Annotated in this window: 11 protein-coding genes; 7 read left to right on the top strand and 4 right to left on the bottom strand. The window is 64.9% G+C overall.

Features of this window, described 5'->3' with window-relative positions:
• Window positions 1-32 precede the first annotated feature (32 nt).
• The 4 genes from LO55_RS27250 to ompA form a co-directional block, all read right to left on the bottom strand.
• Window positions 33-650, bottom strand: coding sequence for a glycine zipper 2TM domain-containing protein (locus LO55_RS27250; RefSeq protein ID WP_071363632.1), 618 nt, complete (start codon window positions 648-650; stop codon window positions 33-35).
• 162 nt (window positions 651-812) lie between these two features.
• Window positions 813-1,520 carry an HAD family hydrolase gene (locus LO55_RS00255; protein WP_083415061.1) on the bottom strand — a complete coding sequence of 236 codons (708 nt, stop codon included), beginning with the start codon at window positions 1,518-1,520 and terminating at the stop codon, window positions 813-815.
• A 5-nt stretch (window positions 1,521-1,525) separates the two neighbouring features.
• Window positions 1,526-2,230, bottom strand: coding sequence for a bifunctional 2-polyprenyl-6-hydroxyphenol methylase/3-demethylubiquinol 3-O-methyltransferase UbiG (gene ubiG / locus LO55_RS00250; RefSeq protein ID WP_071359986.1), 705 nt, complete (start codon window positions 2,228-2,230; stop codon window positions 1,526-1,528).
• Between the two features lie 90 nt (window positions 2,231-2,320).
• Complete coding sequence (gene ompA / locus LO55_RS00245) at window positions 2,321-3,028, bottom strand: outer membrane protein OmpA (protein WP_005668975.1); 708 nt, start codon at window positions 3,026-3,028, stop codon at window positions 2,321-2,323.
• Window positions 3,029-3,413: 385 nt separating this feature from the next.
• Between ompA and gyrA the strand changes: the two genes are divergently transcribed.
• The 7 genes from gyrA (at window position 3,414) to aroA (ending at window position 12,294) form a co-directional block, all read left to right on the top strand.
• Window positions 3,414-6,029 carry a DNA gyrase subunit A gene (gene gyrA, locus LO55_RS00240; protein WP_005668977.1) on the top strand — a complete coding sequence of 872 codons (2,616 nt, stop codon included), beginning with the start codon at window positions 3,414-3,416 and terminating at the stop codon, window positions 6,027-6,029.
• A gap of 91 nt (window positions 6,030-6,120) precedes the next feature.
• Window positions 6,121-6,672, top strand: a complete 552-nt coding sequence (locus LO55_RS00235; RefSeq protein ID WP_071359985.1) for a DUF2059 domain-containing protein — start codon at window positions 6,121-6,123, stop codon at window positions 6,670-6,672.
• A 17-nt stretch (window positions 6,673-6,689) separates the two neighbouring features.
• Window positions 6,690-7,775 (top strand): 3-phosphoserine/phosphohydroxythreonine transaminase, encoded by a 1,086-nt coding sequence (gene serC / locus LO55_RS00230; RefSeq protein ID WP_071359984.1) that lies wholly within the window; start codon window positions 6,690-6,692, stop codon window positions 7,773-7,775.
• 75 nt (window positions 7,776-7,850) lie between these two features.
• On the top strand, window positions 7,851-8,921 hold the full coding sequence (gene pheA / locus LO55_RS00225) for a prephenate dehydratase (protein WP_005668982.1): 1,071 nt from the start codon (window positions 7,851-7,853) through the stop codon (window positions 8,919-8,921).
• Window positions 8,922-8,938: 17 nt separating this feature from the next.
• Window positions 8,939-10,057 carry a histidinol-phosphate transaminase gene (gene hisC, locus LO55_RS00220; RefSeq protein ID WP_071359983.1) on the top strand — a complete coding sequence of 373 codons (1,119 nt, stop codon included), beginning with the start codon at window positions 8,939-8,941 and terminating at the stop codon, window positions 10,055-10,057.
• The gene (locus tag LO55_RS00215; RefSeq protein WP_071359982.1) at window positions 10,058-10,966 is read left to right on the top strand and encodes a prephenate dehydrogenase; all 909 of its coding nucleotides are present in this window, start codon (window positions 10,058-10,060) and stop codon (window positions 10,964-10,966) included.
• Window positions 10,963-12,294: a 3-phosphoshikimate 1-carboxyvinyltransferase gene (gene aroA / locus LO55_RS00210; RefSeq protein ID WP_071359981.1), complete on the top strand. Its 1,332-nt coding sequence runs from the start codon at window positions 10,963-10,965 to the stop codon at window positions 12,292-12,294. The genes LO55_RS00215 and aroA overlap by 4 nt, the downstream gene beginning before the upstream one ends.
• Window positions 12,295-12,322: the final 28 nt, after the last annotated feature.

Here is a 12,322-nt window from a genome sequence, read left to right as displayed (position 1 = left end):
CCAAGGGAGAGAGAGAGTAAGTTAGCGCTTGCTTAGCGGCCGTTGCGGTTGGCGATTTCGTTGCCGATGATGCCGCCGCCGATCACGCCGGCGACAGTCGCCAGCTTCTTGCCGTTGCCGCCGCCGATCTGGTTGCCGATCAGGCCACCGATCACGGCGCCGGTGCCGATGCCGACATAGTTCGGCTGCTGGGCCGGAGCCGGGGCCGGCTGCGAGTAGCGCGGTTCTTCATAGCGCGCCGGCTGCGGCGCGGCGTGCACCACCCGGGTCTTCTCGACCACTTTCACCACCGGCTTTTCCTTGACGATCACGGTCGGCTGCGGTTGCGGTTGGACTGCCGGCTGGGCATACGCCACCTGCTGGGCCGGGACCATCGCGGGCACCATTGCCGGGACCATCTGCTGGCCGGCCGCCGCCACCGGCGCCATCTGGCCAGGCTGGGCGGCATAGCCGTTCACCAGCGCCTGCATGCCCGCTTGCGGCATGGCGTACGGCGAGGCGGCTGCCAGCGGCAGGCTTGGCTCGGGCGCGCTGTTCGAGGTAGGCAGCAGACCGGTGATCGCGGCGGCGCCGGTCAGGCTCACGATGATGACCGACGCGGCGGCAGCGGCCATCAGTGGGTGAATGCGGTTGGTGGTCGTATTTTCCATGATCTGCTCCATAAGGTATGGCGTGTTCGTATGGACGTAGATTACTGGCGAGCCGGACCGAGAGATAGACATGCCCCTGTATCAATCGTAAATAGATGTAAGCGCAGGGCAGAAATGAAAAACGGCGCCGCGAAGGGCGCCGTAACGGACGAATGTCAGAGATCAGGCCGCGTGCTCGGCCTGTCGCGCCGCTTCGGAGACTTGCCCCAGCAGCGCCAGCAGCTCGGCCGGCGTGTCGAGCAGGTAGTCCGCGCCCCAGGTCGATGGTTCGATCGCGCCGCAATAGCCCCAGGCGCAGGCGACGGTGACCATGCCGGCCGCGCGTCCGGCCTCGATGTCGCGCAGGTCGTCGCCCACGTACCAGCACTGTTCTGGTGCAAGGCCGAGGCGGCGCGCGCCTTCCAGCAGCGGGGCGGGGTGGGGTTTGGCGAAGCCCGTGGTGTCGCCCGAGACGATGCAGCCGGCGTGCGCCAGTGCGATCTGCGGCACCAGCGGATCGGTAAAGCGCGACGGTTTGTTGGTAACGATGCCCCAGGCCATGCCGGCGTCCGAAATACCGTCCAGCAGCTCGGGAATGCCGTCGAACAGCGTCGTGTGCAGCGACATCGCCGACTGGTAGCGCTCGAACCAGGCCAGGCGCAATTCCTCGTAGCCGTCGTCGCTCGGCGCCAGGCCGAAGGCGGCGCCGATCATGCCGCGCGCGCCGGCCGAGGCGGTCGGACGCAGCACCTCGTATGGGGTCGGGTCCAGGCCACGTTCGGTGCGCAGCCAGTTGACGGCCGCGGCGAGGTCGGGCGCCGTGTCGGCCAGCGTGCCGTCGAGGTCGAACAGGATGGCACGCGGTGCCGGCATCACGGTGGGAAAGGTCATGTCGTTCAGAGCGGTTTGCTGCACGCCACCATGTAGTTCACATCGGTGTCGTTGTTCAGCGAGTAGATCTTGGTCAGCGGGTTGTAGGTCAGGCCCTTCAGGCCGTCGACCTGCAGGCCGGCCTGGCGTACGAACTGCGCCAGCTCGGCCGGCGTGATGAACTTGCCGTAGTCGTGGGTGCCGCGCGGCAGCATGCGCAGCACGTACTCGGCGCCGATCACGGCGAACAGGTAAGACTTGGGGTTGCGGTTCAGGGTCGAGAAGAACACGTGGCCGCCCGGTCTCACCAGCTTGGCGGCGGCGCGCACGATCGAGGCCGGGTCAGGCACGTGCTCCAGCATTTCCATGCAGGTGACGACGTCGAACTGGCCGGCTTCCTGCTCGGCCATCTCTTCGGCCGCGATGTGCTTGTAGCGCACCTCGACGCCCGATTCCAGGCTGTGCAGGTCGGCCACCTTGAGCGCCTTCTTGGACAGGTCGATGCCCGTCACCTTCGCGCCCTTGCGCGCCATCGATTCGGACAGCACGCCGCCGCCGCAACCGATGTCGATCACGTTCTTGCCGCTAAGTGGCGCGCGTGCATTGATCCACTCGAGGCGCAAGGGGTTGATTTCGTGCAGCGGTCGGAATTCCGAGGTCGGGTCCCACCAGCGGTGGGCCAGTTCGCTGAACTTCTGGATTTCTAATGGGTCTGCGTTTGTCGTCGTCATGGCTCGAATAATAGCGGATTTGATGCGGGGGAACGGCTTACCAATGAAAAAACCCCGCCGCAGCGGGGTTTCGATGGCGCTCGGCCTGGATTACTTGTTGACGGTACGGGTACCGACGACTTCGATTTCCACGCGACGGTTCTGGGCGCGGCCTTCGGCGGTCTTGTTGTCCGCTTTCGGCTGGCTTTCGCCCTTGCCTTCGGTGTAGATGCGGGTTTCTTCGATGCCTTTGCCTTTCAGGTAGGCCTTGACGGCTTCGGCGCGGCGGATCGACAGCTTCTGGTTGTAGGCATCGGTGCCGATCGAGTCGGTGTGGCCGACGGCGATGATGACTTCCAGGTTCATGTCGCCCAGCTTGGCGCTCAGCTCATCCAGCGAGGCCTTGCCGGCCGGCTTCAGGATCGCCTTGTCGAAGTCGAAGAAGGCGTCGGCCGAGTAGCTGACTTTTTCCGAGGTCGGCACTGGCGCGGCCACGACTGGCGCAGGCGCTGGAGCCGGTGCCGGCGCTGCCGGTGGCGGCGGAGCGACGCACTTGCCGTTTTCGAGTTTCTCTGGCTCGACGCACAGTGGCGCATCGCAGCCCGGGACCGCGTCGGCCGGGGTCCAGTAGCCGGTGCGCCAGCACAGGCCGAAAGGATTGCGCGCGATCACGCCGCGGGAGTCCTGCACATAGGCGCTGTATGGGGTGCGAGCCTGGATGTCGGTGGTCAGCGGTGCGTAGGGTGGGGCGCTTTGGGCGGAGGCGACGCCCGCAATCGCGGCCGACGCTGCGAGCAGAACAGTGATCAGTTTCTTCATATTCTTTTCCTTTCGGTTAATTCCGTAGCGATTCAGACAGGCTCCATGTGGTCATAAGATTAACACGGCGGCCGCTCCGTCTGTTTCGTATTATGAAACAAGCAATTGACTTCCTGTCCATTTTGCCACATGCACCAAAATCGCACGACTGCACCCAAATCAAACATCAAGCATTAATTGCTTGACGTTGTTTTGCCGCAACATTTCCACAAGCGTACCCGGCCGGGGACGACAATGCTGGAAATTTCGTGGTCATTCCATCGGTCGATCCTTCATTTCCGGCATCCATAGTGGGCCGGTCGGAATTGAGCAACTGCTATCTGTCGCATGGTAGAATCGTCCGTTGCAACTTATAACCATCGCCTGAAAGCAGTCGACCCGCCCAATGGATCAATTCGCAAAAGAAACAGTCCCGATTTCCCTCGAAGAAGAGATGCGCAAGAGCTACCTCGATTACGCCATGAGCGTGATCGTGGGCCGTGCGCTGCCGGACGTACGCGACGGCCTGAAGCCGGTGCACCGCCGTGTGCTCTACGCGATGCACGAGATGAACAACGTGTGGAACCGTCCCTACCTCAAGTGCGCGCGCGTCGTCGGCGACACGATGGGTAAATTCCACCCGCACGGCGACTCGTCGATCTACGACACCCTGGTCCGCATGGCCCAGGACTTCTCGCTGCGCTACACCCTGGTCGACGGCCAGGGCAACTTCGGCTCGATCGACGGCGACAGCGCCGCGGCGATGCGTTACACCGAATGCCGCCTCGACCGCATCTCGGGCGAGATCCTGGCCGACATCGACAAGGACACCGTCGACTTCCAGCCGAACTACGACGGCAAGGAAAAGGAACCGACGGTCTTGCCGACCCGCATTCCGAACCTGCTGATCAACGGTTCGTCCGGCATCGCGGTCGGCATGGCGACCAATATTCCGCCGCACAATCTGTCCGAAGTCATCAACGGCGCGATGCATGTGCTGCGCAATCCGGACTGCACCATCGACGAGCTGATCGAGCTGATCCCGGCGCCGGACTTCCCGACCGCCGGCATCATCTACGGCGTCTCGGGCGTGCGCGACGGTTATCGCACCGGCCGTGGCCGCGTGGTGATGCGCGCCAAGACCCACTTCGAGGAAGTGGGCCGCGACGGCAGCCGCACCGCGATCATCATCGACGAGCTGCCGTATCAGGTAAATAAAAAATCGCTGCTCGAGCGCATCGCCGAGAACGTGCGCGACAAGAAGCTCGAAGGCATTTCCGACATCCGCGACGAGTCCGACAAATCGGGCATGCGCGTGGTGATCGAACTCAAGCGCGGTGAAGTGCCTGAAGTCGTGCTGAACAATCTGTACAAGCAGACCCAGCTGCAAGACACCTTCGGCATGAATATGGTGGCGCTGGTCAATGGCCAGCCGAAGCTGCTGAACCTCAAGCAGATGCTCGAGTGCTTCCTGTCGCACCGCCGCGAAGTGGTCACCCGCCGCACCGTGTTCGAGCTGCGCAAGGCGCGCGACCGCGGCCACATGCTCGAAGGCCTGGCCGTCGCGCTGGCGAACATCGACGACTTCATCGCCATCATCAAGGCCGCGCCGACCCCGCCGGTCGCCAAGGTCGAACTGATGGACCGCGCCTGGGATTCGTCCCTGGTGCGCGAGATGCTCAATCGTACCGAACTGGGCGAGTCGGGCGGCATCGCGGCCTTCCGTCCCGAGCACCTGCCGAAGCACTACGGCATGCAGCAGAACGGCCTGTACAAGCTGTCGGACGAGCAGGCGCAAGAGATCCTGCAGATGCGCCTCCAGCGCCTGACCGGCCTGGAGCAGGACAAGATCGTCAACGAGTACAAGGAAGTGATGGCCCACATCGCCGACCTGCTCGACATCCTGGCCAAGCCGGAGCGCGTCACCACGATCATCGTCGACGAGATGACCGCCATCAAGGCCGAGTACGCCGACAATGGCAAGGACACCCGCCGTTCGACCATCGAGCACAACGCCAGCGACCTCGAGACCGAAGACCTGATCACCCCGCAGGACATGGTGGTGACCCTGTCGCACGCCGGCTACATGAAGGCGCAGCCGATCTCCGAATACCGCGCCCAGAAGCGCGGCGGCCGTGGCAAGCAGGCGACGGCGACCAAGGACGAAGACTGGATCGACCAGCTGTTCATCGCCAATACCCACGACTACATGCTGTGCTTCAGCAACCGTGGCCGCATGTACTGGCTCAAGGTGTGGGAAGTGCCGCAAGGCTCGCGCAATTCGCGCGGCAAGCCGATCGTCAATATGTTCCCGCTGCAGGACAACGAAAAGATCACCGTCGTGCTGCCGCTGCAGGGCGAGAACCGCACCTTCCCGGAGGATCACTACGTCTTCATGTCGACCTCGCTGGGCACCGTCAAGAAGACGCCGCTGCGCGACTTCAGCAATCCACGCAAGGCCGGCATCATCGCGGTCGACCTCGATGAAGGCGACGTGCTGGTCGGCGCCGCGCTCACCGACGGCAAGCACGACGTGATGCTGTTCTCCGACGGCGGCAAGGCCGTGCGCTTCGACGAGAACGATGTGCGTCCGATGGGCCGCACCGCGCGCGGCGTGCGCGGCATGAACCTCGAGGAAGGTCAGCAGGTCATCGCGCTGCTGGTGGCCGAGAGCGAAGAGCAGACCGTCCTCACCGCCACCGAGAACGGCTTCGGCAAGCGTACCCCGATCACGGAGTACACCCGCCACGGCCGCGGCACCAAGGGCATGATCGCGATCCAGACCAGCGAACGTAACGGCAAAGTGGTGGCCGCGACCCTGGTCGAGCCAAGCGACGAGATCATGCTGATCACGACCGGCGGGGTGCTGATCCGCACTCGCGTGTCCGAGATCCGCGAGATGGGCCGCGCGACCCAGGGCGTGACCCTGATCGCGGTCGAGGATGGCACCAAGCTGTCCGGCCTGCAGCGCATCGTCGAGACCGACCTCGAAGAAGTCGAGCTCGAACCGGCGCCGGAGTAATGGCGTCCCGGGGCAAGCGTTGCGCATCGGTATGCGTGCGCTTGCCCCCTTCGTTCAATGCAATGGGCGCCCGCGCCCGCCTGGAAAGCCAATGAAAAAAATCCTTCTCGCCGTGACCTGCGCCGCCGCCTTTGCCGGCGCTCCTTCGTTCGCCTTTGCGCAAGGCGCTGCCCCGAGCGAGCAGGAGCGCGCCGCCGTCAAGGAATTGATGGACGCGATGGACGTGCGCAAGATGATGACCGCCTCGTTCACCGAGATGGAAAAGGCGCTGCCGCAGATGATGCGCGCCCAGGTCACGGCGGTGATCAATGCCGATCCAAGCGCCAGCGACGAGAAGAAGAAGGCCGCGCTGGAGAAGGTCGAACAGGTCTTGCCGGGCGCCGCCGATGCGGTCAACCGCATGTTCCGCGATCCGGCGCTGATCGACGAGATGATGGCCGAGATCGGGCCGCTGTACGCCCGCCACTACTCGGTGGCCGAGCTGAAACAGCTGAGCGCCTTCTATCGCACCCCGCTGGGCCAGAAGATGCTGGCCCTGTCGCCGCGCCTGGCCGCCGAGAGCATGGCGATCGGCCAGAAGATCGTCGCGCCGCGCCTGAACGGCCTGATGCTGGAAGTGATGCAGAACGCCCAGGCCAAATAAATCGTAGAAAGGACCGCATGACCCACGTCTTCAATTTCTCGGCCGGCCCCGCCGTCCTTCCGAAAGAAGTGCTGCAGCAGGCAGCGAGCGAGATGCTCGACTGGCATGGCAGCGGCATGTCGGTGATGGAGATGAGCCATCGCGGTCCAGAATTTTCCAGCATCCACCGCCAGGCGCTCGATGACCTGCGCGAGCTGCTGGACGTGCCGGCCAACTATACAATCCTGTTCCAGCAGGGCGGGGGACTGGGGCAGAACGCCATCGTTCCCCTCAACCTGGCCGGCCGCCGCCAGGACCCGGTGATCGACTTCGTCCACACCGGTTCGTGGTCGGGCAAGTCGATCAAGGAAGCGGCGCGCTATGCGCGCGTGAACGTCGCGGCGTCCAGCGAGCTTGATGCTTTCGCTCGCGTGCCGGCGCGCGATTCCTGGAAACTGTCGCCGGATGCCGCCTACCTGCACATCTGCACCAACGAGACCATCGACGGCGTCGAATACCCCGATGCGCCCGAGATCGGTCGCGATGTGCCGATCGTGGCCGACATGTCGTCGCACATCCTGTCGCGCAAGGTCGATATCTCCAAGTATGGCGTGATCTTCGCCGGCGCTCAGAAGAACATCGGGCCGGCCGGCCTGACCCTGGTGATCGTGCGCGACGACCTGCTCGACTATGCGTCGCCGCAGTGTCCGTCGGCCTTCAACTGGAAGACCTGCGCCGAACACGATTCGCTGTACAACACGCCGCCGACCTACTCGATCTATATCGCGGGGCTGGTGTTCGCCTGGCTCAAGGCCAATGGCGGCGTGGCGGCGATGGAGGCGCGCAATATCGAGAAGGCGCGCCTGTTGTACGAGGCGCTCGACCGCGACGATTTCTACGCCAATCGCGTGGCGCCGGAATTCCGTTCGCGCATGAACGTGCCGTTCTACCTGCGCGACGAAGCGCTGAATCAATCATTCCTGGCCGGCGCACAAGCGCGCGGCCTGCTGCAACTGAAGGGCCACAAGTCCGTCGGCGGCATGCGGGCATCGATCTACAACGCGATGCCGATCGAGGGCGTACAGGCCCTCGTCGATTACTTGAACGAGTTCGCCGGTCGTTGAGACCCGCCCCGGCATGCCGGGGCTTTCAGGCGTGCAGCACCGGTCAGGCGAACCAATCGACCATACAGCATAACGATGACAGACAAACTCAAACCCCTGCGCGAACGCATCGATGCGATCGACGCGCAAATCCTCTCGCTGCTCAGCGAGCGCGGCAAGGTCGCGCAAGAGGTCGGCCACGTCAAGGCCGAAACCAACGCCCCGGTGTTCCGTCCCGAGCGCGAAGCGCAGGTGTTGCGCGGCGTCGCCGACCGCAACCCGGGTCCGCTCAAGGACAAGGACGTGCAGACCATCTTCCGCGAGATCATGTCGTCCTGCCGCGCGCTCGAGAAGCGCGTGACGGTCGCCTACCTCGGCCCGAGCGGCACCTTCAGCGAGCAGGCCGTGTTCCAGCAGTTCGGCACCGCCATCGAGACGCTGCCGTGCGTGTCGATCGACGAGGTGTTCCGCGCCACCGAGGCCGGCACCGCCGATTTCGGCGTGGTCCCGGTCGAGAATTCGTCCGAAGGCGCGATCAACCGTTCGCTCGACCTGCTCCTGGGGACCACCACCATCATCAGCGGCGAGGTGTCGATCGCCGTGCACCACAGCCTGATGACGAAGACCGGTTCGATGGACGGTGTCAAGGTCGTCTGCGCGCATTCGCAGGCGCTGGCCCAGTGCCAGGTCTGGCTCAACCTGCACCATCCGCACATCGAGCGCCGCGCCGTAGCCTCGAACGCCGAGGCGGCGGTGCTGGCGAGCCAGGATCCGACGGTGGCCGCGATCGCCAGCGAGATGGCGGGCGAGCAGTACCAGCTGGGCGTCGTGCAGGCCCACATCCAGGACGACCCGCACAACCGCACCCGCTTCGTGGTGATCGGCCAGCTGCAGACCGGGCCGTCGGGCAAGGACCGCACCGGCATCGTGCTGGCCGTGCCGAACAAGGCCGGCGCCGTCTACAACCTGCTGGCGCCGCTCGAAAAGCATGGCGTGTCGATGACCCGTTTCGAATCGCGCCCGGCGCGCATCGGCACCTGGGAGTATTACTTCTACGTCGACATCGAGGGCCATGTGCACGACGCCGCGGTCGCGCGCGCGCTCGAGGAACTCAAGGACAACGCCGCCTTCTTCAAGGTGCTGGGCTCGTACCCGCAAAGCCTTTAACAATAGAGAGAAACATCATGTCGAAATTCGGTTCAGCGCAGTTCGGTCCCGATTATGTCCGTGCCATCGCCCCTTACCAGGCCGGCAAACCCATCGCCGAAGTCGCCCGCGAGTTCGGCCTCGACGAAGCGACCATCGTCAAGCTGGCTTCCAACGAGAACCCCTTCGGCCTGCCGGAATCGAGCCGCGCCGCGATGCTCGAAGCCGCCGCCGACCTGGGCCGCTACCCGGACGCCAACGGCTTCGAACTCAAGACCGCGCTGTCGCAGCGCTACGACGTGCCGCTCGAGTGGATCACCCTCGGCAACGGCAGCAACGACATCCTGGAGATCGCCGCCCATGCCTTCGTGCAGAAGGGTGAAGCGGTCGTGTATTCCCAGTACTCATTCGCCGTGTACGCGCTGGCCACGCAGGGCGTGGGCGGACGCGCCATCGTGGTTCCGAGCGTGAACTACGGCCACGACCTGGATGCGATGGCCGCGGCCATCGATGCGGACACGCGCCTGGTCTACGTCGCCAACCCGAACAACCCGACCGGCACCTTCATCCCGGCCGAACAGGTCGAAGCCTTCCTGCAGAAGGTCCCGGCCAACGTGATCGTGGTGCTGGACGAAGCGTATAACGAATACCTGGCGCCGGAACACCAGTTCGAGTCGAGCGCCTGGGTGCGCAAGTACCCGAACCTGATCGTCTCGCGCACCTTCTCCAAGGCCTACGGCCTGGCCGGCCTGCGCGTGGGCTTCGCCATCGCCCAGCCGGAAGTGACGGACCTGATGAACCGCATCCGCCAGCCGTTCAACGTCAACTCGCTGGCGCAGGCCGCCGCGATCGCCGCGCTGAACGACAAGCCATTCCTGGAAAAGGGTGCGAAGAACAACGCCGAAGGCTACCGGCAGATGGTCGCCGCCTTCGAAGAGCTGAAGCTCGAATATGTGCCGTCGTTCGGCAACTTCGTGCTGGTGAAGGTTGGCGACGACGAAGGCGCCGGCGCGCGCGTGAACCTGGCGCTCCTGAAGCAGGGCGTGATCGTGCGTCCGGTCGGCGCCTACGGCCTGCCGCAGTGGCTGCGCATCTCGATCGGCCTGCCGGAAGAGAATGCCGCCTTCATCGAAGCCCTCAAGAAATCCCTCAGCTGAATGCTCGCCAAAGTCGTTATCGTCGGCGTCGGCCTGATCGGCGGCTCGTTCGCGCTGGCGCTCAAGCGCGCCGGACAGGTGGGCGAGGTGGTCGGCATCGGCCGTCACTCGGAAGCGCTGGCGCGTGCGCTGGAACTGGGCATCGTCGACCGCGTATGCGACGACCATGCCGATGCGCTGCGCGGCGCCGACCTGGTCCTGCTGGCGGCGCCAGTGGCCCAGACCGGCCCGATTCTCGAAGCGCTGTTGCCGCACCTCGAACCGCAGACGGTCGTGACCGACGCCGGCAGCACGAAGTGCGACGTGGTCGCGGCCGCGCGCGCGGTGTTGCAGGATCGCGTGCGCCAGTTCGTGCCGGGTCACCCGATCGCGGGCAGCGAATCGAACGGTCCTGACGCCGCGCTCGCCGCACTCTATCAAGGCAAGAAATGCGTGCTGACGCCGCTGCCGGAGAACGCTGAGCAAGACGTCGAAAAAGTCGCTGGCGCCTGGCGCGCCTGCGGCGCCGTGATCCATACGCTCAGCCCGGAAGACCATGACCGCGTGTTCGCCGCCGTCAGCCATCTGCCGCACCTGCTGGCCTATGCGCTGGTGGACGACATCGCCGCCAAGCCGCATGCGGACCTGCTGTTCCAGTACGCCGCCAGCGGTTTCCGCGACTTCACGCGCATCGCCGGTTCGTCGCCCGAGATGTGGCGCGACATCAGCCTGGCCAACCGCGCCGCGCTGCTTACCGAGCTGGATGCATATCTGGCACAATTGACGTCGATGCGGGCCATGCTCGCGGCCGCGGATGGCGTCGGCTTGCAAGGAATCTACGCGACCGCCCAGCGCGCCCGCCGCGAATGGCAAGAGGCCATCGAAGCCGGCGCGCTGGAGCGGCGTTCGCCCAATCAGGAAAACACATGACGCAGCAAAAACACTACCCGCAGCATATCGACCTCGAGCCCGTACTTCATGCGCAGGGAACGGTGCGGCTGCCGGGTTCCAAGTCCATCTCGAACCGCACGCTGCTGCTGGCGGCGCTGTCCGAGGGCACGACCACGATCCACGACCTGCTGGCCTCGGACGACACCATGGTGATGCTGGGCGCGCTGCGCTCGCTCGGCATCCAGTGGGATGAAGTCGACGAGCGCACCGTGGTCGTGCACGGCAATGGCGGCGAGCTGCCGAACCATGAAGCCGACCTGTTCATGGGCAATGCCGGCACCGCGATCCGTCCGCTGACGGCGGCGCTGGCCGTGATCGGCGGCGACTATACCTTGCATGGCGTGTCGCGCATGCACGAGCGTCCGATCGGCGACCTGGTCGACGCGCTGAACGAAGTCGGCGCCCAGATCGAGTACACGGGAGAGCAGGGCTTTCCGCCGCTGCGCATCCGCCGCGGCCGCGTCAACCCGCAGCGCATCGCCGTGCGCGGCAATGTGTCGAGCCAGTTCCTGACCGCGCTCCTGATGGCGGCGCCACTGATGGCCAAGACCCATCCGGTGGCGATCGACGTCGTCGGTGAGCTGATCTCGAAGCCGTATATCGAGATCACCCTGAACCTGATGCGCCGCTTCGGCGTCGAGGTCGAGCAGAACGGCTGGGCCTCGTTCACCGTGCATCCCGGCCAGCGCTACCAGAGTCCCGGCACGATCCACGTCGAGGGCGACGCGTCGTCGGCATCCTATTTCCTGGCGGCCGGCGCGATCGCCGGCGGCCCGGTGCGGGTGGAGGGTGTGGGCGAACAGAGCATCCAGGGCGATGTGCGCTTCGCCGACGCGCTCGAGAGAATGGGCGCCATCGTCACCCGTGGCGACAACTGGATCGAAGCGCGCTCGAACGGCGTGCTGAAAGCCATCGACGCCGACTTCAATCACATTCCGGACGCGGCGATGACGATCGCGGTGGCGGCGCTGTATGCCGACGGCCCGAGCACCCTGCGCAATATCGCCAGCTGGCGCGTGAAGGAAACCGACCGCCTGGCCGCCATGGCCACCGAGCTGCGCAAGGTCGGCGCCGAGGTGGAGGAGGGGCCGGACTACATCCGCATCACCCCGCCGGAAGAGCTGAAGCCGGCCACAATCGACACCTACGACGACCACCGCATGGCGATGTGCTTCTCGCTCGCTTCGCTGGATGGCAAGGCGCGCCGCGGCAACGCGATGCGCATCAACGATCCGAAGTGCGTCGCCAAGACCTTCCCCGATTATTTCGAGGCGTTCGCGGGCATCGTCCGTGACGAGTTGTTTTAATGTATTACCTTCATTGATTGCCAGGATC

This window comes from Massilia timonae (assembly GCF_001866515.1).
Taxonomy (GTDB): Bacteria; Pseudomonadota; Gammaproteobacteria; order Burkholderiales; family Burkholderiaceae_D; genus Telluria; species Telluria timonae.
This window is presented reverse-complemented; position numbering and strand designations above follow the sequence as displayed.

Excerpts from the sequence above, each read along its gene's own strand:
- LO55_RS27250 (WP_071363632.1), bottom strand. The coding sequence starts at position 650 with ATGGAAAATACGACCACCAACCGCATTCACCCACTGATGGCCGCTGCC.
- LO55_RS00255 (WP_083415061.1), bottom strand. The coding sequence starts at position 1,520 with ATGACCTTTCCCACCGTGATGCCGGCACCGCGTGCCATCCTGTTCGAC.
- ubiG (WP_071359986.1), bottom strand. The coding sequence starts at position 2,230 with ATGACGACGACAAACGCAGACCCATTAGAAATCCAGAAGTTCAGCGAA.
- ompA (WP_005668975.1), bottom strand. The coding sequence starts at position 3,028 with ATGAAGAAACTGATCACTGTTCTGCTCGCAGCGTCGGCCGCGATTGCG.
- gyrA (WP_005668977.1), top strand. The coding sequence starts at position 3,414 with ATGGATCAATTCGCAAAAGAAACAGTCCCGATTTCCCTCGAAGAAGAG.
- LO55_RS00235 (WP_071359985.1), top strand. The coding sequence starts at position 6,121 with ATGAAAAAAATCCTTCTCGCCGTGACCTGCGCCGCCGCCTTTGCCGGC.
- serC (WP_071359984.1), top strand. The coding sequence starts at position 6,690 with ATGACCCACGTCTTCAATTTCTCGGCCGGCCCCGCCGTCCTTCCGAAA.
- pheA (WP_005668982.1), top strand. The coding sequence starts at position 7,851 with ATGACAGACAAACTCAAACCCCTGCGCGAACGCATCGATGCGATCGAC.
- hisC (WP_071359983.1), top strand. The coding sequence starts at position 8,939 with ATGTCGAAATTCGGTTCAGCGCAGTTCGGTCCCGATTATGTCCGTGCC.
- LO55_RS00215 (WP_071359982.1), top strand. The coding sequence starts at position 10,058 with ATGCTCGCCAAAGTCGTTATCGTCGGCGTCGGCCTGATCGGCGGCTCG.
- aroA (WP_071359981.1), top strand. The coding sequence starts at position 10,963 with ATGACGCAGCAAAAACACTACCCGCAGCATATCGACCTCGAGCCCGTA.